Annotated in this window: 16 protein-coding genes; 5 read left to right on the forward strand and 11 right to left on the reverse strand. The window is 52.5% G+C overall.

The window, feature by feature from the left end:
• Window positions 1-260: 260 nt before the first annotated feature.
• Complete coding sequence (locus tag IE092_RS02445; protein ID WP_189355401.1) at window positions 261-3,539, reverse strand: amidohydrolase family protein; 3,279 nt, start codon at window positions 3,537-3,539, stop codon at window positions 261-263.
• A 731-nt stretch (window positions 3,540-4,270) separates the two neighbouring features.
• On the opposite strand from IE092_RS02445, the gene IE092_RS02450 reads away from it, so the two are divergent.
• Window positions 4,271-7,099, forward strand: coding sequence for a TonB-dependent receptor plug domain-containing protein (locus tag IE092_RS02450; protein WP_189355402.1), 2,829 nt, complete (start codon window positions 4,271-4,273; stop codon window positions 7,097-7,099).
• A gap of 187 nt (window positions 7,100-7,286) precedes the next feature.
• A complete protein-coding gene (locus tag IE092_RS02455; RefSeq protein ID WP_189355403.1) occupies window positions 7,287-9,539 on the forward strand; it encodes a carbohydrate binding family 9 domain-containing protein in 2,253 nt (750 codons plus the stop codon).
• 81 nt (window positions 9,540-9,620) lie between these two features.
• Here IE092_RS02455 and IE092_RS02460 read toward each other — a convergent pair whose 3' ends face one another.
• The 8 genes from IE092_RS02460 to IE092_RS02495 all read right to left on the reverse strand — a co-directional run bounded on the left by IE092_RS02460 (window position 9,621) and on the right by IE092_RS02495 (window position 20,107).
• A complete protein-coding gene (locus IE092_RS02460) occupies window positions 9,621-11,054 on the reverse strand; it encodes an aldehyde dehydrogenase family protein (RefSeq protein ID WP_189355404.1) in 1,434 nt (477 codons plus the stop codon).
• A complete protein-coding gene (locus IE092_RS02465) occupies window positions 11,054-12,340 on the reverse strand; it encodes an NAD(P)/FAD-dependent oxidoreductase (protein ID WP_189355405.1) in 1,287 nt (428 codons plus the stop codon). The genes IE092_RS02460 and IE092_RS02465 overlap by 1 nt, the downstream gene beginning before the upstream one ends.
• The gene (locus tag IE092_RS02470; RefSeq protein ID WP_189355406.1) at window positions 12,337-12,603 is read right to left on the reverse strand and encodes a (2Fe-2S)-binding protein; all 267 of its coding nucleotides are present in this window, start codon (window positions 12,601-12,603) and stop codon (window positions 12,337-12,339) included. Before IE092_RS02470 ends, IE092_RS02465 begins: the two co-directional genes overlap by 4 nt.
• A complete protein-coding gene (locus tag IE092_RS02475; protein WP_189355407.1) occupies window positions 12,596-13,729 on the reverse strand; it encodes an NAD(P)/FAD-dependent oxidoreductase in 1,134 nt (377 codons plus the stop codon). Before IE092_RS02475 ends, IE092_RS02470 begins: the two co-directional genes overlap by 8 nt.
• 21 nt (window positions 13,730-13,750) lie before the next feature.
• Window positions 13,751-14,647, reverse strand: coding sequence for a dihydrodipicolinate synthase family protein (locus tag IE092_RS02480; RefSeq protein WP_189355408.1), 897 nt, complete (start codon window positions 14,645-14,647; stop codon window positions 13,751-13,753).
• 575 nt (window positions 14,648-15,222) lie between these two features.
• Window positions 15,223-16,788 (reverse strand): FGGY-family carbohydrate kinase, encoded by a 1,566-nt coding sequence (locus IE092_RS02485; protein ID WP_189355409.1) that lies wholly within the window; start codon window positions 16,786-16,788, stop codon window positions 15,223-15,225.
• Between the two features lie 94 nt (window positions 16,789-16,882).
• Window positions 16,883-18,499 (reverse strand): glycerol-3-phosphate dehydrogenase/oxidase, encoded by a 1,617-nt coding sequence (locus IE092_RS02490; RefSeq protein WP_189355410.1) that lies wholly within the window; start codon window positions 18,497-18,499, stop codon window positions 16,883-16,885.
• Window positions 18,500-18,502: 3 nt separating this feature from the next.
• Window positions 18,503-20,107, reverse strand: a complete 1,605-nt coding sequence (locus IE092_RS02495) for an FAD-binding oxidoreductase (protein WP_189355411.1) — start codon at window positions 20,105-20,107, stop codon at window positions 18,503-18,505.
• 99 nt (window positions 20,108-20,206) lie between these two features.
• On the opposite strand from IE092_RS02495, the gene IE092_RS02500 reads away from it, so the two are divergent.
• From IE092_RS02500 to IE092_RS02510, 3 genes are all read left to right on the forward strand, one after another.
• Window positions 20,207-21,250 carry an AraC family transcriptional regulator gene (locus IE092_RS02500; protein ID WP_189355412.1) on the forward strand — a complete coding sequence of 348 codons (1,044 nt, stop codon included), beginning with the start codon at window positions 20,207-20,209 and terminating at the stop codon, window positions 21,248-21,250.
• Between the two features lie 137 nt (window positions 21,251-21,387).
• Window positions 21,388-22,146: a cupin-like domain-containing protein gene (locus IE092_RS02505; protein ID WP_189355413.1), complete on the forward strand. Its 759-nt coding sequence runs from the start codon at window positions 21,388-21,390 to the stop codon at window positions 22,144-22,146.
• Window positions 22,139-22,819, forward strand: a complete 681-nt coding sequence (locus IE092_RS02510) for a hypothetical protein (protein ID WP_189355414.1) — start codon at window positions 22,139-22,141, stop codon at window positions 22,817-22,819. The genes IE092_RS02505 and IE092_RS02510 overlap by 8 nt, the downstream gene beginning before the upstream one ends.
• 119 nt (window positions 22,820-22,938) lie before the next feature.
• Here the strand turns inward: IE092_RS02510 and IE092_RS02515 are convergent, their stop codons facing one another.
• Both IE092_RS02515 and IE092_RS02520 read right to left on the reverse strand, forming a co-directional pair.
• Window positions 22,939-25,167, reverse strand: coding sequence for an ATP-binding protein (locus IE092_RS02515; protein ID WP_189355415.1), 2,229 nt, complete (start codon window positions 25,165-25,167; stop codon window positions 22,939-22,941).
• Complete coding sequence (locus IE092_RS02520) at window positions 25,164-26,897, reverse strand: ABC transporter substrate-binding protein (RefSeq protein ID WP_189355416.1); 1,734 nt, start codon at window positions 26,895-26,897, stop codon at window positions 25,164-25,166. The genes IE092_RS02515 and IE092_RS02520 overlap by 4 nt, the downstream gene beginning before the upstream one ends.
• Between the last annotated feature and the right edge of the window lie 60 nt (window positions 26,898-26,957).

The raw sequence follows: 26,957 nt of genomic DNA on the forward strand, positions 1-26,957 counted from the left end.
CTCAAATGCGGACTTTCGCACAGAAAAAACACCCTGTTTCGTTGTCGTCCGCGAAAACAGTGGCGCTCCGGCCTGCCTGTTTTCAGGCAAATGACGATTTCTGCAGAATCGGACAAGCCTGATAACAAAAAAGCTGCCCGGAAACCGGACAGCTTTTTTGTCTTATCAGCAGCGGTACGCAACACAAATGCTTGCCGCGTAGCTGCTTCAGCCTTGCAATGTAAAACGCTGTACAGCGCATTACAGCCATTTACAGCGCATTACTCATGGTTGTGATTGTGCGAATAATCGATCGCATCCACTGGTGCATTCGCGCCCTGCTTGCCTTCAAAGAAGAATGGCTTGCGTGGTTTGGCGCCTTTGCCTTGCGGATTCATGGTCGCGGTATCGTACAGGCGGCCATTAATCATCACGTGAGTTAAACGATCCGACTGACGGATATCTGCCACCGGATTGCCATCCACCACCATCAGGTCAGCCAGCTTACCGACTTCCAGCGAACCGACGTCTTTATCCAGTCCCAGATATTTTGCGCCATTCAGCGTGGCACTGCGGATGGCTTCCATCGGTGTCATACCGCCCATCACCAGTGTCCACATTTCCCAGTGTGCAGCCAGACCTTCACGCTGACCGTGTGCGCCCAGATTCACCGGCACACCGGCACGCTGCAGTTCGGTTGCCACTTTGGCGGCTTTGATCACGTTGAAATCTTCTTCCGGCGCAGTTTCGCGACGCACACTGCGCGGTTGCAGCACAGTGCGCGGCACGTATTTCGACAGAATCGGATGTTCCCAGACATTGGTGCGCGCATACCAGTAATGTTCGCCATCCAGACCGCCGTAAGCCACGCCCAGCGTCGGCGTGTAACCGACCGCCGTTTGCGACCACAACTGGCGCACATCATCATAGATATTCGCCACCGGCAACGCATGTTCAACACCGGTATGCCCGTCCACCACCATAGTCATATTGTGCTGGAACAGCGAACCGCCCTCCGGCACCACCATCATGCCTGTCTGACGCGCCGCTTCCAGAATTTGCTGACGCTGTTCGCGGCGCGGCTGATTATAGCTTTTCACAGAAATCGCACCGGCAGCTTTCATACGCTTCAGGTGTGTCAGCGCATCATCGTAATTGTTTACCACGGCGCTGAAATTACTCTTTGCACCGTAGAGTATCGTACCGGTCGAGAAAATACGCGGCGCCACCACCAGACCGGCTTTCTGCATTTCACTGTGAGTAAAAATCGTGCCGGTATCATTCGAAGGATCGTGAATCGTGGTCACACCAAACGCCAGCGAGGCATAATCAATCCAGCTTTGCTGCGGAATAATGCCGTCTTCACCCATGCCGCCATGCCAGTGCACATCCACAATACCCGGCAAAATGGTTTTACCACTGACATCCACACGCTCCGCACCGGCTGGCACAGCGATGTCCGCTGCTTTGCCTATCGCTTTGATACGGTTGTTTTCAATCACGATGCGGCCCTGCTCGATGACCTCATCACCGCGCATGGTCACAATACGCGCACCATCCAGAACTTTGATGCCGGTCGGCTTATCTGCCTGCATACGCAAACCGATTTCCAGTCCACGTTCAGGATTCGGCGCTGCTTTCGCATCGGCGGCCGCACCTGCCTGCCACGGGAACGCATCTTTCAGCTCACGGGTGAACAATTCATTCCCCAGCGCAAAATGCAGCTTGCGACCATCGCCGGACCAATGCAGATACTGACCGGCATTCACATCTAACTGTTTTACCGGCAGCGCATCCATGTTTTTACCGATAGTGACGGGCTTACCGGCTTGAGGTAACGGCGTCACATACGCGTGGAATCGTTCACCGAAGGCCAGCCACTGACCATCCGGCGACAAGGCAAATTCACCGGCGAATTCACTCTTCGCGACCGGCGCTTCCTGATGGGACTGCAAATCGAGGCGCACTAAGGATGTGGTCCAGTCAACTTCACCACTGTATTTGGTACGGCTGACATACAGCACATCGGAGCGGTCTGCCCATTGCGGATTGTTTCCCTCTTCCGTGACCAGTTTCGCCTCGCCACTGCCGTCCGCCGCTGTCACATACACACCGGTTTCCATGCCATGCCATGGCGTCGTCAGGTAACCACCTTTAGATTTTACGAAGCTGACCGATTTGCCATCCGGCGAGAATGCCGGTTGCAGATATTTACCCGGCGCTTTGGTGATTACCGTTTCCTTACCGCTGGAAACATCCAGCACGCGCACACTGCCAAGTTGCTGATCATCCCAGGTCGTGAAAACCAGCTTTTTACCATCACGCGAAAAACGCGGGAAGTATTCAAAATGATCTGCCTGACGGGTTATGCGACGCGGTGTGCCATTTGGTAAATCACGCAGATACAAATGGCCCATCGCGGAGTACACCACTTTATCGCCCGCCGGTGACACATTCACCCAGCGCAACTGGTGCACTTCGAACTGATCCGGCGCGACTTCATGCGCAAAACGTAATGCAGGACGGACTTCGCGGCTGTCTTTGACGTGGAAGGCAATCTCTTTCGCGCCGCCTTTGAAAGGATCCACCCGCCAGATACGGCCTTTGGCCCAGACCACAATTTCCTTACTGCCCGGTGTCCATGCGAATGCCGGATACACGCCGTGAATTGCCCACGATTCCTGCATGTCACGTTCCAGCTCCGGCCATGCAGCACGCTCTTCACCGGTTTGCAAATCTTTCAGGAATAAAGTGGACTGATTACGGATGCGGCGCACGAATGCCAGATAACGGCCATCCGGCGAAGGAACAGGACGTACCGCACCGCCCGGGCCACCGGCAACGGCTTTGACTTTACCGTCGCGCAAATCTTTGCGGAAAATCTGGTAAATCTGGTTGTTTGAATCCTTGTTGTATTCAAACGCCGTTCCGCCGGTGGTGTCCTGCGAGTAGTACACATAACGGCCATCCGGCGAAAATGCCGGTTCACCCAGATCTTTTTGCCAGCTCGGTTTTTCATTCAGCTGAATACCTGCACCGCCATTGACGTGGTACATCCAGATTTCACCGGAACCCAGCGAACGGGTGCCGCTGTAATGCTTGCGTGCGGCGATGTACTGACCATTCGGATGCCAGACCGGATTATTCAGCAAGCGGAAATCTTCTTTGGTGATCGCGCGCGCGTCGCTGCCATCGGCATTCATGACCCAGATATTGTCACCGCCGCCCGCATCCGACATAAATGCGATCTTTTTACCGTCCGGCGAAAATTTAGGCTGCATTTCCCACGCCACCGAATGCGTCAGCGCTTTCGCTTCCCCGCCCTCGGCAGGCATCAGATAGATATCACCGAGCAGATCAAAGGTGATCCATTTGCCATCCGGGCTGATATCCACACTCATCCAGGTGCCGGTACGGGTATCAATACCAACCGTTTTTGCCTCACCGGGTGGCTGATTCACATTCCATTTTGGTTTTTCAGCTGGCTTGCTGTCTGCTGCAACAGCGGGCATCGCAAACAAACTGGCAATCGCCAGTGAGATCAGGCTGGTTTTGAACATGCTGCATTTTCTCCGTTGAATTTTTGTTTTGTAGCGCGGCAATCTTACTGACTGCCAGACGGTGCCGGACCAGCGCAGTTTCCGCACATTCACAGTGCAAAAACATCCCGCCGGTTGCACCTGATTTCGGTGTTTTATTCGGGTGCGGCGTTCAGACGAAAACCCGGAAGCAAAGTTCCTGAAAATTTTTTTGCATATCAGCGGTGTAAGCGTCTTTTCTGAGGCTTGGAAATACTATCCGGCACAATGAAGCGCCTTTCTGTGCATCTTTACACTATTTTCAAACACTGTTTTTCATATTTATTTTGCATTATTGCTGCACCATTTTTGTGCAATCATAAAATGATGAAAATATGGTCAAAACCGGTGCAATTCTGTGTTTTGTGCAGTTTTACGCACCTAGACGCCTTAATTACCAAAGCTTATATGGGTATTCGTGAAACTTATTTTGCATGAAAACCTTTTTTCACCTTGTCGCAAAAAACGAACAAAAAAACGACAATTTTTTATCAAATATTCATCGTTTTAAATAAATTTCGTCAGTTTTTGGAAACAAAACGTTACTATTAATTTTGGGGCGGAAATTTTTTCTCAGCGAGGGGGATCTCGCGGGGGAGAAGAAGTAGCAAATCAGTTCCACCATCGTCTGAAAAGGCGAACAAAAGATGCAGGCAAGCCCTGTCAAATCCCGGCAAAACGTACGGGTTTTCTTATAACTGGAGAGTTAAAGAATGAAATTAACTAAAATTACTCTGGCGCTGGCAGCTATCGGTATGTCTACCGTTGCCTTCGCACAAGAGAAAACTGAGACCACGGAGAAGATTCAGAAAGTTGAAGTGACTGGTACAAGTATTAAACGTACCAACACTGAAACAGCTTCCCCTGTTCAGGTGATCAAAGCCGAAGACATCAAACGTTCCGGCGCATCGAACATGACCGAACTGTTGCAGACTATCCCTGCAATCACTTCCGGTGGTCAGAATGACTTCACTTCCGGTAACGGTTTTGCTGCAGGTACGGCAACTGCATCCCTGCGTGGTATGGGCTCGGCATCGACCCTGACCCTGATCAACGGCCGCCGTATGGCAGCGACTGCAACTGCAGATCCTAACTCTGGTCAGTCCACCCTGTACAACATCAACAACATCCCGATGTCCGCGATTGAGCGTATCGAAGTTGTGAAAGACGGTGCATCCGCTGTTTACGGCTCTGACGCGATTGCCGGTGTTGTTAACATTATTCTGAAAAAAGAATACACAGGCTTCGAAGCAACTGCGACCGAAACTGGCGCAACCCAAGGCGGCTTCAAAAACCACAATATCTCTCTGTTCGGTGGCTGGGGCGATGTTGAAACAAACGGTTTCAATGTGATGGTTGGTCTGGATGCATCCAAGCGTCCTGGCACCAAGTACACCAAAACCGGCGGTCTGAACATGAACGCGGTGAATCTGGGTAGCTTCTCCGGTGGTTCCCAAACCGACCCTGATTCTGCAATCACATACACACCAAACTTCTACCCTGAATCGGCAAAAGGCAGCGGCGCGTTCCTGACAACGTCCCCACTGACACCGACCAAGTGTCCTGCAAATCAGATCAGCACAACATGGTTCGCCACTGGCAAACCAACTTGCGTAATGGATCTGAGCCAGTTCGGTTACCACACAACACCATCCAAATCTGCAAACCTGTTCTCACGTATCTCGTTTAACGTGAACAAAGACATTCAGGGTTATGTAGAGGCAAGCTACTCCCGTCTGGAAAATGACTTCCCAGGTGGCGGTGGTTTCGCAACATTGTCCAGCAGCCTGTCTACCTGGTTTGACCCGGCAGGTAACCGCCGTTCGTTCCGCTTCGTTATGCCAGCGAACCATCCTGACAATCCACTGTTCCAGGCAGATCCGAATAACCAGCTGCGCGTTGTTACCGGCGCACGTCTGGCTGACATCGCTGCAGGCACATACGTTACTCAGGACACTTACCGTATCGTCGGTGGTCTGAGCGGCACACACTTCGGCTGGGACTGGCAGTCTGGCGTTCTGCTGAACCAATCCAAACGTGATCAGCGTGAAACCGGTATGATCAATTCCGTCACTGCACAAGCAGCACTGGAACAATACCGCTTCGGCGGCAGCAACAGCGCTGCTCTGCTGGCACAAATCAGCCCTGAAGCACTGTCTACCGGTAAAACAAAAGTTAACTCTGTTGACTTTAAAGCTTCCCGTGAATACGGTGCTTTGCCAGGTGGCGCAGTTGGTATCGCTGCTGGCGCTGAATTCCGTAAAGAATCCATCGATATGACACCTGATGCCAACCTGGCAGCTGGTAACTTCGTTGGTCGCGGTGGTTCTTCTGCTACTGGTTCCCGCAATGTTTCTTCTCTGTTCACAGAGCTGAATCTGCCAGTATGGAAAACTATCAATATCGAAGCAGCGGTTCGTTATGACCGTTACAGCGATTACGGTTCTTCCACAACACCAAAACTGGGCTTCAAATACACACCAATTCCGGAACTGAGCATCCGCGGTACTGTTGCTGAAGGCTTCCGTGCACCTGGCCTGACACAGATTTCCAAATCTAACGTGTCCAGCTTCCAGTCCATTTCCACATGGCGCGACAACGTTCGCTGCCCGGGCGGTAAAGTGATCCCTGGTGCAACTGGCTACGAAAGCGCAAATGAATGTAACGCAGCTTCCAGCTCCGCAACACGTACTATTGCGTCCTTCATCGTTGCAAATCCGGATCTGAAACCAGAAACATCCCGCAGCAAAACGCTGGGGCTGGTATTTGCTCCGACAAACAGCCTGAGCGCAACACTGGATATCTATGAAATCAGCCGCAAAAACGAAGTTGATCGTCTGAGCTCTAACGACATCCTGCGTAAGCTGTACCAGGAAGGTAATACTTTCTACAACGACGTGGTATTCCGCAGCCCTGATCCTGCTACTCAGCTGAAAGATGCTGCCGGCAATCCGATCCCAGGCACTGGCACTATCGTTGGTGTAAAACGTAAATACCTGAACCTGGGTGAAACCATCGTTAAAGGTGTGGATCTGGACATTACCTACAAAGCTAATCTCGGCTCTCTGGGTAAAGTAACAACCTCCCTGTTCGCTGGTTACAACGACAGCTACAAGTTCCAGCGTGAAGTCGGTAACCCATACGTTGACGAAGCAGGTACTGAAGTTGCTCCACGTCTGAAATCCCGTGTAAACGTCAGCTGGGAAAAAGGCGACTACACTGTGTTTGGCTCGATGAACTACACCAGCGATTACAGCCTGGCAAGCTTCAACACCACTACCGGTGTGAAGACTGAATGTCCGGCATCTGTATCCGTTGCTCCGTACACCATCACCAATCCAGGTTGCCGCGTTCCTGCAGACTACACGTTTGACTTCGGCGCAAGCTACAAAGGCTTCAAAAACCTGACTCTGCGTGCAACTATCCGTAATATGTTTGATCGTGCTGCACCATACGATCCATACTACACCTACTACAACACCGTTCTGGCTAACCCGAATGGTCGTCGTTTCTCTGTTTCCGCAAACTACAAATTCTTCTGATTTGGCAGTTTAAAGACAGTGAGTTAAAAAGCCCGGTCTCTGATCGGGCTTTTTTTATATCCGGAGAAAATCGGGGTGAGAAGAAAATATCTCTGAAAACAGGGCACAACACCGGAACTTACATTTCCGTTTTACGATCAGAGCAGGCAAGCATCAACGATGCAGACGCACATTCCCAATATCAATAATGACATTCAGAAAAAAAACCTTACTCGCCTGCCTGCTAACATCCGCTTTTTTCGGCACGATGACTTCCGGGGCACACGCGCAAACACAAAGCTTTCAGGCGGTTCGCATTCCGGATAATGCCCCCAAAATCAATATCGACGGAAAACTGAATGATCCTTTATGGCAGTCAGCACCGGTGTCAGATACTTTTTATCAGACGCAACCCATCGATAAGCAAAAGGCGCATCTGAAAACTGAAGTCCGGATACTGTACGACGACAAATATTTGTACGTGGGTATCCGTGCTTATGACAACGCGCCTGCAGATATTCGCGCCCCATTTGCGCGTCGGGACAAGGTCAGCATCGATCAGGATTTTATTGCCCTTTATATCGATCCCAGCGGCGCACACAAAGCATCTCAGGTGTTTTACGTCAATGCCAGAGGTGCTGTCATGGATGGCATCTACAGTGATATGACGGGCGACGATACTGCGCCGGATTACCAGTACGACGTCGCAACTGCAATTGACAACGAAGGCTGGACAGCAGAATACCGGATTCCGTTTTCGGAGATTGCTTACAACAAAGATGCGACGCAACCCTGGAGCTTGCTGGTATTAAGGAATATGACCCGGGATCAGCGCTATCGCATGTACAGTGGTGGCGTAACACGTGCTGCCAGTTGCAATCTGTGCTTTTCTGATCCAGTGACTGGCTTACGCGACTTGCCGTCTGCAAGCAACTGGCATCTGACACCGCAACTGGTGGTGCGCCGTGCTGAAGACCGCAGCGGCGATCAGGTAACGCGCTCAGCGTCCAGCCGCGATCTGAGTCTGGATCTGAAATTCCGCCCGGATTCTTCAACTACCATCGACGGCACGATCAAGCCGGACTTTTCTCAGATTGAACTCGACGCACCGCAATTATCCGGCAATACAAAATTCAGTATTTTTTCACCGGAAAAACGTCCGTTTTTCCTGGAAGGTGCGGATATTTTCAAAACACCGCTGAACGTTATCAGTACACGCAGCATCGCCAATCCTGATGCCGGTTTGCGATACACGAAAAGGGATGAGCAGAAAGATATCAGCGTTCTGGTCAGCCGGGATGCTGCAGGTGGCTTAGTATTACTTCCGAACAGTTACTACACCGGGCTGGCGACTTCAGTAACCCGTTCCGTTGCGACTGATGCACGTGTCAATTTTCGTTTCGGCAATATGTCTGCAGGTGCAGTACTGACGGATCGTAATTACGGTGACGGCCGCGGCTATAACCGGGTATTCGGTCCGGATCTGGTATGGCAGGCAGATGAAAACGAGTTATTGCGTATTCAGTTACTTGGCAGTCAGACTACTGCTCAGGCAGGCACTGATGGCAATCTGCAATCCGGCAATACGACCAGCGGCTATGCCGCCTTTGCTGACTGGTACCGAGGCAATGATGCTTGGTCCTACTCGGCAACGTATAAAGACTTCAGCAAAAACTTCCGTGCGGACAATGGTTTTTTTGCCCAAACCGGATTCCGCAGTGTCAATGGTGAGCTTGTCAGAAAATGGGGCAAGTATCCCCCGCTGCATGAACTGAATACCTATTTACAGGCAGAATATAAGCTTGATGCCGATGGAAACCTGATGTCCCAAAGCTTTACACCCGGCATACGGATCGCAAGCCATTACGACAGCAGCGCTTATTTTGCAGTCAGCCCTTCGGTGCGTTCGCGTATTCAACGGTTTGGTGAAGCGTATGACACACGTAAAATTCTGACGGGATTTGCTCTTAGTCCCGGACGCCATCTGGCGCGACTGACAATCGATATGACGTTCGGTGATACGATTGATGTCGATGCGAACCGTATTGGTCGTGGCGGCACACTTACCGCAAGCGCCAAAATACGCGCACATGACAGACTGGAAATTGAACCAAGTTACGCAGTAAACTGGATAGATCATCCGGGCAATACAGCAATCAGCCAGAAAGGGCGTGCATTTACGGAAACAGCAATTCAGTTAAACACCATCGCACACTTCAGCAGCAAGGATACGTTGCGCTGGATTTACCAGGGCAGACATACCTCCCGCAACCCTTCCCTTTACAACTTCAGCGTGACACCGGACAGTCAGCGTCAGGTGAATTCCGTTGTATATACCCATACACAAGCGCTGGGCAAAGTAATTTATCTCGGCTGGACACAATCCACGGCGGAAGCAGCCATAACTTCGCCGCGCACAAAACAGCAGGAAATTTTTGCGAAATTTTCCTGGAGGATCTGATTGCATATTCAGATCAATAGAAAACCGACAGAAACAAAAACGGCCTCCTTACGGAAGCCGTTTTTTATGAAACAAACAGAATCAGCCAGCAAAGGTATAACTGGTTTTCATGGTCGTGAAGAATTCAACAGCAGCAGAGCCCTGTTCACGCGCACCGTAACTGGAGCCTTTGGTGCCGCCGAACGGCACATGGTAGTCCACACCGGCTGTCGGCACATTCACCATCACCATACCGGCACGTGCATGACGCTTGAAGTGTGTAGCATGCTTCAGAGATGTTGTGCAAATACCGGCTGTTAAGCCAAATTCCGTATCGTTTGCCAGTTGCAGCGCATGTTCATAATTCTTCGCCGGAATAACCGAAGCAACCGGGCCAAAGATTTCTTCACGTGCATGCACCATAGCCGGATCACAATCAGTAAACAGTGCAGGATTCAGGAAATAACCTTCTGTGTCGCGTTTCAGCAGATCACCGCCAAATGCCAGCGTGGCACCTTCGTTTTTCGCAATTTCGATATAGCGAAGATTCTGTTCCAGTTGCGACTGATCAGCAACCGGACCGATATCAATGCCAGCGTGCAATGCATGACCAACTTTAATTTGCGCGAGCTTGTCTTTCATTGCAGCGACAAATGCGTGATAAATGCCCTCTTCCACGATCAGGCGGGAAGATGCGGTACAACGCTGGCCGGTGGAATAGAAAGCACCCTGAATGGCGGCATTTACCGCAACATTCAGATCTGTATCCGCCAAAATCACCAGCGGATTTTTACCACCCATTTCCAGCTGCACTTTGGCACGGCGCGCTGCACACGCTGTCAGCACACGCGTACCCGTTGCAACGGATCCGGTAAAGCTGATTGCATCAACACGACGGTCATTCACCATCGCCTCACCGACAACACGACCAGGGCCGGAAACCAGATTAAATACACCTGCAGGCAAACCGGAACGGCTGATAATTTCCGCCATTTCCCAAGAGCAGCCCGGTACCAGATCCGCCGGCTTCAACAACACGGTATTGCCGTAAGCCAGTGCCGGAGCGACTTTCCAAGCAGGAATCGCAATCGGGAAATTCCATGGCGCAATGATACCGACAGTACCAACTGGTTCACGGGTCACATCCACATCAAGACCGGGACGTACCGATGCCAGCTTGTCGCCACGAATGCGCAATGCTTCCTGCGCAAAAAATTTGAAAATGGCGGCTGCACGCCCGACTTCACCAATTGCCTCCGGCAAGGTCTTACCTTCTTCACGCGCCAGCAAAGTACCGAGCTCATTTTTGCGCTCATTGATTTCAGTACCGATTTTATCGAGGATATCGGCACGCAGCTGAACATTAGAATGTCGCCAGGATTCAGCAGCATTGCTGGCTGCAGCAATCGCCATCTCAACTTCGTTTGTTCCGGCGCTGGCATATTCGCCAACCACATCACTCAAATCAGAAGGGCTGCGCGTTGTGGTAACTTTTGCGCCTTCTAACCATTCACCATTAATAAAAAGTTTCTTCATTACTTAGCTTCCTTAAGAGAAGAGGCAGCAATCGCTGCAAGAGTTGATGTTCTGCATGGAAATACAGGCTGGCGTAATTCAGGTGCATCCCAGCCAAACATGGTTTGACAGGCTGCGCCACAGATTCGTCCCTGGCAGGCACCCATACCAGCGCGGGTAACCAGTTTTGCGGCGCGCCAGCTATCGTGCTGGCGTAATTCAGCAAGTGACACGTCTTCGCAACGGCAAACCAGTGTGGCATCAGAAGCGAGCTGACGCATCTCCTCAGACACCGCAAATGTCTCACGTAACAAATGCATGAAGTGTTGAGCATGCTCACGCTTCGTTTCATCGTCCTGACTAACGACCTGATCACTTGCAGCCAGTCCGGCAATATGCCCTTCAGCAATCGCCTTCTCAACACCACCAAAACCCGTGATTTCACCGGCGGCATAGATGTGGGGTGCAGAAGTACACTGACGCTCATCGTGCGTCACTACACCTGCAGCCACATTACAGCCGAGTAAGCGTGCAATTTCTGTGTTAGGTATAATGCCAAAGCCACAAGCGAGCATATCAGCCTGCACTGTCATTAATTCCCCGCCACGCCGCAAGTGCACTTCCGTCAGCTGAGCGTCTCCAACCGCCTTTTCAATAAGGACATTGCTCAGGTAAGGTATTTTTTTCAGCGACCAGTACAGTGAGATTGCCTGTGTTGCTTTACTCCGGTGATGCAGACATAACTGCCACATAAACCGTGACAATGCTGAAAATGGCTGCGCTTCGGCAACCAGCAGTACTTCGGCACCGGCTTTATGCGCTGTTTCTGCGACTGCCAGCAATAGTGGCCCGGTTCCCGCGATCACAATACGCTTACCGCGCACATCCGCACCCGCCTTAATCAGGGCTTGCAAGCCGCCGGCGCCTGTTACTCCCGGCAATGTCCAGCCATCGAATGGCAGTAAGAGTTCTCGTCCGCCATTGCAAAGAATCAGTCGCTCATAGCGAACACTGACGACTTTATCAGCCAGTTCGAAAATTGCTTCATGCGTATGGTTGAAGGCGACCAGACGTGCACTGTGCAGCCACTGCACATTCAGCGCATTCTGACAACGATCCCAGAAAATGCCTGCGCGTGTATCCGGCACTTTCTTTGGCCCGCCGCGCCAGATTTGCCCGCCGGGTACCGGATTATCGTCTGCGATCAGTATCTGTTTACCGGAATTCAGTGCCGCACTTGCCGCTGCCAGCCCTGCCGGTCCGGCACCGATAATCAGAATGCCGGTTTGTAATTCCTGAAGCTTCATACGGCTGCTTTCTTATCCGTCTGTATGACCATACCTGCTTCACACATCGTCTGACATGCAAGGCTGTGCGGATGCCCGTTGATCTGTACGCGGCATTCCTGACAAATTCCCATACCACAAACAGCAAATCGCGCAGCACCAGCAACAGAACGACGCGTCAGCAGGGATTCTTCTTTCATCAGGAGCGCGGCTACACTAACACCTTGCTCTGCTTCAACTTGTTTGCCATTGACCCAGAGTCTGATCCGGTTTTTATCAGGCATAGTGCAATTTCTCCCGGGTTATGAAACGCGAAGGGTCATAAGGCTGCATATCAAGCGCAGTCGGTTTTCCCGACATCTGTGCCGCAAGCAAATGTGCTGTCGCGAATGCCGTTGTAACGCCCAGCCCTTCATGTCCGGCTGCGATCCAGATTCCAGTTTGTACCGGATGCTGTCCGATCACAGGATGTCCATCCGGCGAAGCCGGTCGCATCCCCGCCCAGGCACGGATAATCCGCATCTCTGCAAGACAAGGTAATAATTCGGTTGCCGATCGCAGCACTGCGCTCAGTGCGCGCGGGTCCAGCGCCGTATCTGTTTGCTGATCCTGCCTGCAGGAACCAATCAGCCATTGTCCGGTTGGTCTCGGCTGAACATTGGCAGCAACAGTCAGCGCATCTGCAGTCACCGCAGCCTGACCATAATTCATGCTGACCACCTGATGCTGCAGCCGTCCCGGATAGCGATCCGTAATCGCGAGGTGCCCTTTGCGCGGGAAAATTCTGAAATCCGGTAATAAGCGACTGACACTGGTACCTGCAGCGACAACGATCTGTTCTGCATGTAAAGTGCTGCCATCACTGAGGATCACACCATCCTGATGCAAAGAGACGACGGCGCGTCCGAATTCGCACCTTCCCCCAGCTTTACGTAGCTGCTCTGTCAGATAGTGCGCAACTGCGGGCGGGTAAATGACTGCGTCGCCGGATACTCGCACACCGCCTGCCAAACCACTGCGCAGGCTGGGCTCCAGCCGGCGTAACTGGTCGCTGCTCACCAGTCCGGCGCGCCAGTGATGATGGTTCAGCCGTTCAGCACGGCGTGCTGCTTCTGCCAGTTGCTCTTCATTCTCAGCAACCCACAAAGTACCGCACTGACTGTAATCACCGACACCGGGATGCTCCCGAACGAAGTCCTGCCACAGATTCAGCGCGTACAGGCACAGATTCAGTTCATCTTCAGATTCATCCAGCGCGACCAGATGTCCCATACCGGCAGCAGTCACACCGCTTCCGGGAGACTTTTCATCAACCAGTGTGACCCGGTAACCCTGTTGCTGCAAAGTGAAAGCGCAGGCCGATCCAACGATGCCTGCGCCTATCACCAGCACATCGGCTTTGTTGCCCATGTGTTGATCACCTATCTCAGATTATGCAAAGCTTGGCAGCTTAGGACGGTTCGCCAGAGCAGCTTTAACAACTGCTTCTGCACGTGTACGTGGCTCGCCTTCCAGCGGCATACGTGGCAAACGTACGCGTTCGTTAGAGTCGATCACCATGGCTTCAACCAGTTTGATGTTCTGAACCAGATATGTGGAAACGTCCAGATCCAGCAATGGACGGAACCAGCGGTAAATATCCAGCGCTTCAGCGTAACGGCCAGCCTGAACCAGGCGGTAGATTGCAACGGTTTCGTGCGGGAATGCCACCACCAGACCGGCAACCCAGCCAATCGCACCGGCTGTCAGTGCTTCGAATGCCAGATTATCCACACCAGTGAAAACGTCATAGCGACGACCCAGACGATTGATGATTTCTGTTGTACGGCGGATATCATCGGAAGATTCTTTCACCGCGACGAAACGCTTGTCGTCTGCCAGTTCTTCCAGCATATCGGTTGTCACATCAACACGGTAAGCAATACGGTTGGAGTAAATCATGACTGGCAGATCTGCTGCTGCAGCGATTGCACGCAGATTAGCAATCGTTTCTTTTGCATTGGTGTGATAGATGGTGCTTGGTACAACCATCAGACCGTCAGCGCCTGCTTTCGCGCCTTTTTCTGCCAGCGCACATGCATCGCGAGTGGATGCCTCAGCCACGGTCAGCAATGCAGGTTTTGCACCGGTCACTTGCTTAGTGACTTTCAGAACTTCAATACGTTCATCATGCGACAGGAATGGGCCCTCACCCAGAGAACCGCAAGCGATCAGACCATCGCAGCCTGCATCCATCAGGAACTTGAAGCAACGCTCCATTTCGTTATAGTCCAGCTTGTCGTCGGCTGTGAATTTAGTCGTTACCGCAGGAATAACACCTTGCCACATGATTTACCTTACTTTCTCCGGCTAGTCCGGTATCTGTTAAAAAGTTAAGAATTCACCGCAACAGTCCGGTGCACCGGCTATCCGGCACACCTGTTCCCGCTCGTGTCCGAGAGACTGATGCGGAACATTGCACAGTTTAAGCAGCCGTACGTAGCCCGTCTTGATAGTTGTAACCAGACAAAAAGCAGAATTCTGCACAGTAAAATACTGCTGTTTTCAGGTAGCCAACAGAAGTTTTTGCTGCACGACTGCATTTCCATTGGGCAATTTCACCCTGATTTCGTGGTGTAAGCCGATGAGAAATACCCGGTTTTCCGTATTTTTCCGGAAAAATATCGCCAGATTTGGAATTTACTTTGATATATCAGGATGGAAAACGAATTTATTTTATTTCTGCGTTAATTAAAAATCGGCTTCCGTCAGCTTAAATAAAGATGAAATCCGCACAGTAATTGTCGTTTTTTTATCAGCGGAGAAATCAATCGATGGCGAAATCTGCCACATCAGAAAGAAATTGCGAACAAACCCGTGTTTGCAGTTAACTGCACAAGCCAGCCAAAACCGCACAGACTGGCTTACTCATGCATTTTCGGATAACCGGTAATTTCCTGTATGGATTTGTACAGGGGTTGCAGACGACTGTACATTTTGCAATAGACTTTTTTGTACAGCGCATCATACATCTGATGATGATGTGCAATCGGTTCAAAGGTCCGGCCAATGCGGGTCATGGCTGCGATGGCACTATGAAAATCGCTGTAACACCCGACACCGACAGCCGCATTAATTGCCGCACCGAGTCCGGACGTTTCATAGACGTGAGGTCTGGAAGTAGGCAGACCAAAAATATCCGCGGTCAGCTGCATCGCCGCATCGCTTTGCGAGCCGCCACCGGATATCCGCAGACTGGTGACAGCAACGCCGCTGCGTTTTTCGATACGCTCTTTTCCTTCACGCAAGGCATAGGCCAGCCCTTCAAGAATGGCGCGATACATATGCGCACGGTTATGAACATCACCGAACCCTATCATGGCACCTTTGGCTTCCGGCCCCGGGATTTTGATGCCCGGCGTCCAGTAAGGCTGTAGCATTAATCCCATTGCCCCCGGTGGTACGGAATTCACCAGTTCGTCGAACAGGCTTTCAGGCGATACACCCAGCTGTTCGGCTGCCAGACGCTCGTTTAAGCCGAATTGTTCCTTAAACCAGTTGACCATCCAGTAGCCACGGAAAATCTGCACTTCTGTGCTGTAAGCGCCCGGAATAGCCGCCGGATACGGCGGGATAAACGGTGTGACTTCCACATATTTGCGGCTGGTTGTGTTGATCGTCGCCGTTGTGCCGTAGCTAAGACATCCGATATGCGGCGCTTCGCAACCTGCGCCAATCACTTCGCAGGCTTTATCTGCTGCTGCCGCAATCACCGGCGTACCTTCCAGCAGGCCGGTCATTGCAGCAGCACTGGCTGTGATCTTACCCAGCAGACTGCCCGGAGGAACCAGTTCCGGCAACATCTCTTCTTTTACCGCCAGCGCCTGCCATTTCCAGTCCCATTTGGGTGCCCAGCGCAAACCTTTGTAATCAAACGGAATATAGCCAACCTGCGAGCCGGAAGAATCACGAATACAACCGGTAAGACGATAGTTCAGGAAACCGGACAACAGCAGAAAGTGCGCGGTTTTATCCCAGATTTCCGGCTGCATGTGTTTGATCCAGTTCAGCTCGGCCTCACCCCGGAAAAAACGGATGGTATCAGCCACACCGGCAACCTTAAACGCGGCCAGCCACAGTGGATTGACGGGCGGATAGTGTTCGGTACGGCGCTGATCCAGCCATGTGATTGCGAGACGCAAAGGCTGCCCCTGCGCATCAAGATTCACTACAGTGCCGCGCTGCGTGGTCACCGAGACCGCTGCCACATGCTCCGGCCCCGCGGAAGATTGCGCCCATAGACGCTGGCAGGCGGTACACACTGCCTGCCAGTAACCGTCTGCATCGTGCTCAGCCCAGCCGGGCTGCGCAGAAAAATAGGCTTCCAGATGCACCTGCGATTTGGCAACGATATTTCCGTGCACATCAAACAAAATTGCGCGTACGCTCTGAGTGCCGTTATCGATGGCGAGCAGATACGTTGCCGACATAAGTCCCCTCGTTTCTTTTTTCTTTATCTTTATTTTTTATTTCAGCTTCGTTGATGTGGCGCGACTGCATTTTTCCGGATGACTTCCGGATTGTTCAACTGTTCTGCAAGCAGACAGCAGGCAACTGATATGCATCGCGCCAGATCGCCAGATAGCGCTGCTGTTCGAACTGCCAGCGCTGATCATCCCAGCCCAGCGCAGTCTGACACAGGCCACGCAGCACTGACAAGTGAGCTTCACCACCCTGCGGCAGAATCAGCCCGTAACGTGTGCGCCGCAGCAGCAAATCATCCAGATGATGCACGCTTTCATGTCTGGCACACCAGACCAGCTCAGCCCACAGAATCTGAGTACCGGCGACAAATGCCTCCGGCACATTACACCGGATACTTAGTATGTCCCGCGCCGCATTGCCGTAGTACCCGCACAAGCGCTGCCACAAATCAGCAGGGATCCCGGTAGGCGTGTTGATTTCGTTCAGCGGGCTGAATAACCGTTCATGCCCGACCGCCGCATCAGGTAATGGCAGAACGTCGGACAAACTATCCAGCGCCTCTTTTGCAATCAGGCGGAACGTCGTCAGCTTGCCGCCCGTCACCGTCAGCAAACCATTTTCCTGCCATAACACATGATCACGCGAGACTTGCGAAGGATCGGCGTGTCCGTCATCGACTACCGGCCTTACACCCGCATAGCAGGACAGCACATCGGCTGTGGTCAGCGCCAGCGAAGGAAATTGCCAGTGCAGAGCACGCATCAGGTAATCCACTTCTTGCTTGCTGATGCGCGGTTCCTGATCAGCAGACTCCTGATGATCCAGATCCGTGGTCCCCACCAGCGTTACCCCTTCCCACGGATACAGAAAAACCGGACGGCCGTCATCCGGATGCAGCAGGCTGACCGCCTGCGCCACCGGCAAACGCCATGCCGGAAATAGTAAATGACTGCCGCGTAACGGGCGCAGTTTCTGCGTATCCGGAAGCACTTTCCGCAACTGATCCGACCATGCGCCGCAGGCATTTATAACGATCTTTGCTCTGACTTCGACAATGTCGTCGCTGTCTGCAGCGCAAAGCGCAGCTCCGCAGACCTGATCACCGTCATATAACAAATGCTGCACTTTCAGATAATTCCGACACACTGCACCCAGTGCGCGTGCTTCCTGCAGTACCCGCAACACCAGTCGCACGTCATCGGTTTTCGCATCCAGATAGCACATACCGCCGTCCAGCCCTTCGGCGCGGATATGCGGCGCCAGCCAGCGGTATTCGGTCTGGTTATACTGATGGCGCGCATGGCTACCGGCCATTTTGTCGTAGATGGCCAGCCCCAGCGCAAACAGCCAGCGCGACGGGCCTTTACCGCGATAATGGCTGAACGCAAAACTCTGCGGCTGTACCAGCCCCGGCGCTTCATTCAGCAAGCGCTGACGTTCGCGCACTGAATCACGGGTGAGTTTCCACTGCCCTTCTTTCAGATAGCGCAGACCACCGTGTACCAGTTTGGATGAACGACTGGAGCTGCCCCAGGCGAAATCTTTTTGCTCTGCCAGCAAAACACGGTAACCGGCCCGCGCCGCTTCCAGCGCAATCCCCGCACCGGTAATACCGCCTCCGGCAATCAGAATATCCACTTCTGCCGGCAGTGTTTGCGCACTCCCGTTATTTGCGATGCGCTGGCTGCGCCAGTCATGCTCACCGTTCACAGACATACTTCAGTCTCCTTTCGCCGCAACACATTTACCGGGATTCATCATGTCCTGCGGATCAAAATGGCGGTAAAGACTGCGTATCACTTCCAGCCCCGCTTGCCCTTTTTCCACATGCAGATACGGGGCATGATCCAGCCCGACGCCATGCTGATGGCTGATGGTGCCGCCAAATGTTGTGATCGCTTCGGATGCTGCGCGCTTCAATCGCTGCCAGCGCCGCAAATCCGTCTGATAATCGCCACTCAGACGGTACACAAACGTGGTGTACACACTCGCTCCCTGCGTGTACACATGCGACAAATGCGTATAGGTGTGAACAGCCTCGCCCTCTTCGGCGAATGCGCCACGCGCCGCCTGCTCCACTGCCTGCATCAGCGGCGTGATGCGCGACCAGTCAGTCGCCGTTTCCACCGTATCAATTGCGTATCCCATATCCCATAAGGTGTTACGCAGATACACATTGCGGAAGCGCCCGTGCTGCCACTTCTTCCCCAGCAAGGTCCCGAGTCCGATACCGCTGTGCTGACGCCAGACCTGTTTCGCCTGCTGCAAAGCCTGCCGCACCTGCAATGCACTGCCACTGGTACCGATAATCGCCATGCATTTCTGCTCCGCGCAACCACGCCAGCGCAGGTAACGCTCCAGCCACGTCACTTGCTGCACATGCCCTGCCAGTTTCAGGCTGGTTGCGGTTTCGGTTGCGTTCGACAGACGCAGCATGGATAAAGGAATTTGCTGCTGCGCCATTTGCCGCAGCGCCTGCCTTCCGCTTTCCCAGTCCGGAAAACATACAGCAATGAAACTTTCTTTTTCCGGCAAGCGCTGCACCCGTACGGTTACATCCGTCAGCACGCCGATGCGCCCTTCTGAGCCCAGCACGATTTCACGCAAATCCGTACCCGCAGCGGATGCCGGAAATGCGCGGATATCCAGCGAACCACCCGGCGTTTCCAGATGCCCGCCCGCAAACATGGCTTCGATGCGGCCATAACCCAGCGATTGCTGACCGGACGAACGCGTTACCACCCAGCCGCCCAGACTGGAATATTCAAACGATTGCGGGAAATGCCCCAGCGTAAAGCCCCGCGCACGCAGTTGCGCTTCCAGATCCGGTCCCAGCACACCGGCACCGAAAGTTGCCAGTTGCGCTTCCGTATCCAGCGATTGCAATTGCATCATGCGCTGCATCACCAGCGTGATGACTGGCCGTGACGAAGCCTGCACATTCACATGACCCGCCACGCTGGTCCCTCCGCCGTAAGGAATCACCACACAACCTTGCTGCGCCGCCTGTTGCAGCACTGCGCGAACCTCTTCCCGACTTTCCGGAAACGCCACCGCATCCGGTGCCTGTGCAATCAGCCCGTAGCGTAATTGCAGCCAGTCGGGCAGGCTCTGCCCCAGACTGTAGCGGATACGCTGTGCCGGATTCGTCGTCCACAGTTTTGTGTCGTCCAGTCTTGACGCCGACAAGCGGGCAATCGCTGTGTTCAAATCCGCATTTGGACCATTTTTGGCCTCTCCGAGCACTTCCAGCAGGAATAGTTTTGCCTCCGGCGCCAGCGGCAGCTGAACCTGCTCATCCCCCCAACCATTCCATCTGCGCATGTTGTCTGTCCTTTTTTCCGTTTTCTGACAAGTTGCCGTAAGATTAGCGAGGTCCGTCAGGCGCGTATTGCGCACAGACGTCAGGATTTTTGCGAAAACATGCCAAACACCGATTTACGCCCTGCCACCGGTCCGTCCACTACTCACATTGTCAGCCTTGCATATCTGCAACCGCTGCAGGATGTGCTGCATGCCCGCAACAGTTCGCTCGAAAATCTGATGCAGCATGCGGGTCTGCGGCACAACGCCGCAGCGGATGTCATGCCCGCCGGCCACTATCTGCAATTACTCGATGCCGGTGCGGCGCTGTTCGATGATCCGTTTTTTGGTCTGCATTGCGGAGAAAAGACGCGGCTTGGCGCCTATAACGTGTACGGGATGATCCTGATGAGCTGTCAGGATCTCGGGGAAGCACTGCATCAGACCATGCGCTATGAAGAACTGGCGCATGATCTGGGCAGATCTGAATTGCTGATCGACTGCGACTACGCCGAATACCGCTGGCACAGCCACTTTCCGCAAGCCAGCCGCCATCTGGCAGAAAGTGTGTTTGCGGGCATCCGCGTGTTTGCCGACTGGTTTGCAGGTCAGCCCTTGCCGCCCGGCGAATTACGCTTTCAACATACCGCGCCAACGGATTGCCGTGAGTATCTGCGGGTGTTCGGCGCGATGCCGGCATTTGAAGCGGATTGTCATGCCGTCCGTTTTCCCGCAGCACTTTTACGCTTACCGGTGCCGAATGCCGATCAGTCCATGGCCAGTATGCTGCGCCAGCACGCCGACACCCTGCTGCAGAAAAAACGTCAGCAAGCCTTACCGGACATTGTGCGGCAGCTGCGTCAGTTATTCGAACATCAGCTCAAAAGCGGCGAGCTGAAACTCATCGATGCTGCGGCATACCTGCAAATGAGTGCTCGCACACTGCAACGCAAACTGGCGGAAGCCGGCACCGGATTCCAGCAAGTGCTGGATCAGACCCGTTATGAGCTGGCTTGTGTGTATCTGGCAAATCAGGAGCTCAGCCTGACCGATATCGCCTTCCTGCTCGGCTATCAGGAACAAAGCAGCTTCCAGCACGCCTTCCGCAGCTGGAGCGGCATCACACCGGGGCAATACCGTCAGCGCCCACACAGGACGACTTGATCGCTATCTCTGCTTGCAACAAAAGAAAATGCACATTTATGTAATTTTTTGTAAGCAGTGGAAAGTAAATATTTAAATTAACAATACGAACTTCCAGACTTTCTAAAATGCGGCCTTTTTTCTGACAGGTCGCCTGCATGTTGATCCGACGCGCTTTAAAGCTCCGTGCTGACGAAGTTAAGTCTGCCATTACCCGCCTCGATACTCCACTACTAATCCAGAACAGTCCGGAATTCGCTGATTTTTGCGCGGACTGGAATTTACAAAATCTGCGGTCAATGACCGAAGATCAACTGGTCAGTATCGTTACTGCGAACCGCGAACAAGAGGCAACCCGATTCCGGGAAGTCAGTCTGCATCAGTTCCTGAACAGCCTGCATCTGCGTCACCAACAAGACTTTCGCTATTTGAAAGAATTTCCACTCAACGCATTGCATCACGAGTTACCCAAGGCACTGGCACAACACCGCTTTATTCCGAAATCCGGAATCGCCGGCAATGCATGGATAGGCAGCGGCCAGACAACAACCGGTACGCACTTCGATCTGTTCGATAACTTACTGTTTCAGGTCGATGGTAGCAAAGCAATCTGGCTCGCGCCACCTTACGCAATCTCCCGCCAGCAGTACTCCCGAAAATATGATCGTTTTGCACGACTTGCGACAACGCAACTGGCTGAGCTGCCGGACGCTGTCCGGATTGAAGTGCAGCGAGGTGATTTACTTTTCATCCCGCGCCGCTGGTGGCATCAGGTGCAAAACCTGACCCCTTCTTTCACCGTCAGCGGCTTCCATTACAGCCGCACAGAAATACTGACACGTGCTGTTCCTGAATACCTGCGCCACGGTGCGCACTGCATAAACCCTTTACGAAGAGAGTGTACTTGCCATGTCTGACTTAACCGTACGATTGCTAAGCAATGCGGATCTGGATGCCCTGTTAACCCTGGAACATAAGAAATGGGAGCCTTCCCAGTGTGCAAGCCGCGAAATGTTATCCGTTCGCCTGATGCATTTACCAAGAACCAGCTGGGGTGCATTTCGTGCCAATGGCGAACTGGTCGGCAGCCTGTTTGTGATGCGTAAATGCCGGCAGCGACTTGCTTTAAGCAAGAACTGGTACGAAACCACCCACGGCGGCATTGGTTTTCCGGAGGATGATGCACCCTATTGGTTCGGTATCAGCCTGACCTGTGACGATATTCATGCACAGTCTGCGTTGTTTGCCTTTGCCATGCAAAGCGCACTGGAACAAGGTATACGCTCGGTATTTCTGGGCTCACCGGTACCCGGTTTCGCAAAAGCACGTCAGCGGCAACCGGAATTAAGTCTGCAGGAATATGTCGCCCAGACCAGAACTGACAAACGCGGCGGTACCGCCGTACCGGCAGATCCTCAGCTTTACTACTATCACCAGCGCGGATTTAACCAGATTCTGGCTGCGCACGAAAATTACTTTGAACATGATGCAGCACTGAATTGCGCTGCGCTGCTGGAATACGTGCTTATCCCCGATCCGGCGGTTTCACAGAATCAAACCACCGAAATCCCCGGCAGAACCTGGATGTAACCCCCCATACATAAAAGTTTAATCCATCGTATTTTTACCGAAAAAAACAAAAAAGCATCGTTCTCCGGTCCGGAAAAACGGTGCTTTTTTCCTTGCGCCGCAGTATAGCGATGCCGATGTCAGTGTTGCGCTTCCGGCGCTATGGCAGGCAGTATCAGTGTGAAGCTGGTGCCTTTGCCGGGTTCGCTCTCTAAATGGATACGTCCACCCAGAATTTCTGTGACCAGGTTGTACACGATATTCATCCCCAGTCCGGAACCGCCCTGTCCGAATTTGGTGGTAAAGAACGGGTCGAATACCTTACTCAGATGATCAGCAGCAATGCCATGACCATCATCACTGAAATGAATTTCAACCGCATTATCTGCATTCAGCCGGGTTTCCAGCTGCATCAGACCCGCACTGCGGCCTTCAAAGCCATGACGGATGGCGTTTGCAATAAAATTGCTGATGATCTGCCCCAGCGCCCCCGGATAACTGTTCATACTGATCCCTTCAGCCAGCCTGGTTTCCAGCTTGTACGGTGTCTTCAGATACATCGACGAGTTGGTCAGTAAAATTTCCTGCAGCGTTTCTTTCAGATCGAACTGGCGACGCATATCGCTGGACTGGTCCACAGCAACATGTTTAAAGCTGCGTATCAGCTCGGAGGCGCGCGCCAGAGATCGCATCAGCACATCGGCACCGAAATTCAGATTATCCAGCAACTGATTCAGCATGGAACGTTTTAACTGGCCATTGTCCGCTTCGCGCCGGAAGCGCCTGATTTCATCCTGTAAAGTGCTGGTCACAGTCACACTGTTACCGATAGGCGTGTTCAGTTCGTGTGCAATTCCCGCAACCAGCGCGCCCAGTGAGGCCAGTTTTTCCTGCCGGATAACCTCTTCCTGCATCATCCGCACCGATTGCAGCGCCTGCGCCAGTTCGGCATTTGACTGTTCCAGATTACGCGTTCGTTTGGCGACACGGTCTTCCAGTTCGGCATTCAGTTCCAGCAGCTTCTGCTCAGCAGCCAACGCACGGGTGACATCCATCGGAGTAACAATGTAACGGGTTTCGTCACCAACAAATATTTCCCGTGCAGAAAGTAAACAGGTACGCACCGCGCCGTCGGCGCGGATCAGTTCAGCCTGAAACTGATCAAGCTGCTGATTTTCATTTAATTGTTTTACAAACTGTGTAAGTTGCTCAGGGTGCTTCCAGAAACCCGTCTGCCAGTCTGTCTGATCACCGGCAAGGACCGATTTGTTGTATCCGAATAAATCCACCCAGGCCTGATTCACGGTCTCGATTCTTCTGTGCCGTAAATCTACCAGCGACAAAGCCAGAGGAGAGTGCTCGAAAATTTCGGAAAATTTATATTCTGCCTGCCGCAATACCGCTTCTGATCGGCGCAATTTTGACAATTGACGACCGAGCAATGCCATCATCACCATCAACGCAACCAGCACCAGTCCGGTATACATCAGTTTGTGTTGCACCCGTTTTTCCCAGCCCGCCAGCATACTTTCGAAATCACGTCCGTATACCACAGTCACCGGGTAGTTTTTTATTTTACGGAAAACATATAAACGGCGAAATTCATCATCCAGCCAGCTGTCATCTTCAATCTCGCCCTCACTCCCCATCGCTGCCAGAAGCGTGGTTGCGTCCTGTGCAGCAATATCACGTCCGGCATAACGCGCTTCAAATGGCGAGCGGATAATGATAAATCCTGCATCTGCAATCAGCGCCAGCATCACATTATTTTCTACTGCAATACCGTTATATAAATCACCAAAATAAGAAAGACGAATATTGGCGCTGATGATACCAATCTTACGGTTATCGCTATCGTAAACATAACGAGACAGTGGCACCACTAGCTGGCTGTCATACGGGCTTTGATAAGGATGTCCGAACACAATACGGGTATAACTGGGATTCAGCAAAAGAAACTGTATGTCATCACGTTCAGCAATATTCACGCTGTGCGCCGGAAAATCTGGCGACTCCACCCAGCTTTCGCCATTCGGATGAATAAACTGCAGCGACTTCATAAAACGTGAATCCTGTAGTACGTTCTGACGCAGAACTCGCTGCACCAAACGCTCATCAATACTGACATCCGCAATCTGCTCCGCCACCGCATCCAGCTTACGCGCACCGTCTTCAAATGTCTGCGTGACATGCTCCTCCAGAATCCGTATTGCCACGTGACCATTGGATTTTTCCGCATCAATAGTCTGTTTACGATCGTCGGTCAGACTCCAGTAAGTCTGCACCACAATCGCAAATGCCATGCCGATACCCAGCAGTAACAGGCTGAGTTTATGCGATACGGCGCCGGTATCCTGCGCGTCTTTCATCGCAGTCTCCCTTCTTTCCACGCTTGCAGTAAGCGCTCATAGGGAATAGTTTCACCGGGTGGCTTTTCGTTGGGCAGTGCCTGCCACGGTGCACCTTTACCAGTCAGATAGCGATCTTTACCTTGCTTTGCATTTAACTTTGGTGTGCAGTGCATCATGCCGCGACGCTGCAACTGCCCCAGTACATCATCCATTTGCTGTGCCAGTTGCCCCATCGCCTTCGACGGAGACAATTTGCCGTCGACAGCCAGGCCAATGTTGCGCCACCACAGTTCTGCCATCTTCGGATAATCGGGCACATTTGTTCCGGTCGGCGTCCATGCGATACGTGCAGGGCCGCGGTAAAACTCAATCAGCCCGCCGAACTGATCTGCATGTTCTGTGAAATAAGGATGCCGGATGTCTGACTCGCGGATGAAAGTCAGTCCAGTAATCGACTTTTTCAGGGAAACGGTACGGGATGTGACAAACTGCGCATACAACCATGCAGCCGCCTTACGCCAGCGCGGCGTGGACTTCAGAAACGTCCAGCTTCCGACATCCTGATAACCATTCTGCATTCCTTGCTTCCAGTATGCACCGTGCGGTGATGGTGCCATACGCCAGCGCGGTTTACCCGACGCATCAGTTACCGGCAAGCCGGGTTTATTCAGTGCAGCAGTAAATCCGGTATACCAGAAAATCTGCTGGGCAATTTGTCCCTGTCCCGGCACCGGACCTGCCTGCGTAAAATTCAATTGCTTTGCTTCCGGCGGTGCAAACCGGTTCAGCCAGTCCAGATAGCGGCTGAGTGCATAGATTGCTGCAGGAGAATCGGTTGCGCCACCGCGCTCCACCGAAGCAGCAACCGGCGTACACTGATCACCGGCAACACGAATACCCCATTCGTCGACGGGCAATCCGTTTGGCAAACCCTTATCCGCGACACCTGCCATCGACAACCATGCATCCGTAAAACGCCATCCCAGTGAAGGGTCACGGGCACCATAATCCATATGGCCATAAACACGTTTTCCGTCGAGTTCCCGCACATGCACAGAAAAAAACTCTGCAATGTCTTCATAAGCGGACCAGTTTAAAGGCACACCTAAGGCGTACCCGTATTTTTCACGGAAACGCTGCTGTAAGTCTTCGCGAGCGAACCAGTCGGCACGGAACCAGTAGAGATTGGCAAATTGCTGATCAGGTAACTGGTAAAGTTTTCCATCGGGACCTGTCGTAAACTTCAGGCCGATAAAATCTTTCAGATCCAGCGTTGGGCTGGTGAAATCACGTCCGTCTTCCTTCATATAGTCGGTCAGGGGTTCGACCAGACCATAGCGATAGTGTGTGCCGATTAAATCCGAATCTGTCACCCAGCCATCGTAAGGACTGTCCGGACTATCCATCGCTTGTCTGAATCTGCTGACCAGTGTGCCTTCCGGTACGATATCGTGTACGACGCGGATACCGGTGATTTCAAAAAACGCTTTTGCAAGCACTGCGGATTCGTAATGATGGGTTGCGAGATCTTCCGATATGACCCGAACCTCGCGAATGCCATTCAGACGCAGACGATCCGCTGCGAGCACAAACCAGCGCATTTCGCTGCGTTGCTGCTCAGCCGAAAGTGAAGATGGCTTAAATTCTTTTTGTATCCAGCGGTCCGCATCAGACTGCCCTGCCATTGCAGTAACGCACATCAGCGATGTGCAGAGAATGGCTGTTACAGACCAACGGGTTAACCTCATACATTTCACTCCGGTACTGCAAAAGATGGTGATTTAGTTTGCAAAACGAACCAGTATCCT

The organism is Cognatundibacterium squillarum, from assembly GCF_014652435.1.
In the GTDB taxonomy this organism is placed as follows: Bacteria; Pseudomonadota; Gammaproteobacteria; order Burkholderiales; family Burkholderiaceae_D; genus Undibacterium; species Undibacterium squillarum.

Excerpts from the sequence above, each read along its gene's own strand:
- IE092_RS02455 (WP_189355403.1), top strand. The coding sequence starts at position 7,287 with ATGACATTCAGAAAAAAAACCTTACTCGCCTGCCTGCTAACATCCGCT.
- IE092_RS02490 (WP_189355410.1), bottom strand. The coding sequence starts at position 18,499 with ATGTCTGTGAACGGTGAGCATGACTGGCGCAGCCAGCGCATCGCAAAT.
- IE092_RS02465 (WP_189355405.1), bottom strand. The coding sequence starts at position 12,340 with ATGAAGCTTCAGGAATTACAAACCGGCATTCTGATTATCGGTGCCGGA.
- IE092_RS02485 (WP_189355409.1), bottom strand. The coding sequence starts at position 16,788 with ATGTCGGCAACGTATCTGCTCGCCATCGATAACGGCACTCAGAGCGTA.
- IE092_RS02500 (WP_189355412.1), top strand. The coding sequence starts at position 20,207 with ATGCCAAACACCGATTTACGCCCTGCCACCGGTCCGTCCACTACTCAC.
- IE092_RS02515 (WP_189355415.1), bottom strand. The coding sequence starts at position 25,167 with ATGAAAGACGCGCAGGATACCGGCGCCGTATCGCATAAACTCAGCCTG.
- IE092_RS02480 (WP_189355408.1), bottom strand. The coding sequence starts at position 14,647 with ATGTGGCAAGGTGTTATTCCTGCGGTAACGACTAAATTCACAGCCGAC.
- IE092_RS02520 (WP_189355416.1), bottom strand. The coding sequence starts at position 26,897 with ATGAGGTTAACCCGTTGGTCTGTAACAGCCATTCTCTGCACATCGCTG.
- IE092_RS02445 (WP_189355401.1), bottom strand. The coding sequence starts at position 3,539 with ATGTTCAAAACCAGCCTGATCTCACTGGCGATTGCCAGTTTGTTTGCG.
- IE092_RS02505 (WP_189355413.1), top strand. The coding sequence starts at position 21,388 with ATGTTGATCCGACGCGCTTTAAAGCTCCGTGCTGACGAAGTTAAGTCT.
- IE092_RS02450 (WP_189355402.1), top strand. The coding sequence starts at position 4,271 with ATGAAATTAACTAAAATTACTCTGGCGCTGGCAGCTATCGGTATGTCT.
- IE092_RS02470 (WP_189355406.1), bottom strand. The coding sequence starts at position 12,603 with ATGCCTGATAAAAACCGGATCAGACTCTGGGTCAATGGCAAACAAGTT.
- IE092_RS02510 (WP_189355414.1), top strand. The coding sequence starts at position 22,139 with ATGTCTGACTTAACCGTACGATTGCTAAGCAATGCGGATCTGGATGCC.
- IE092_RS02460 (WP_189355404.1), bottom strand. The coding sequence starts at position 11,054 with ATGAAGAAACTTTTTATTAATGGTGAATGGTTAGAAGGCGCAAAAGTT.
- IE092_RS02475 (WP_189355407.1), bottom strand. The coding sequence starts at position 13,729 with ATGGGCAACAAAGCCGATGTGCTGGTGATAGGCGCAGGCATCGTTGGA.
- IE092_RS02495 (WP_189355411.1), bottom strand. The coding sequence starts at position 20,107 with ATGCGCAGATGGAATGGTTGGGGGGATGAGCAGGTTCAGCTGCCGCTG.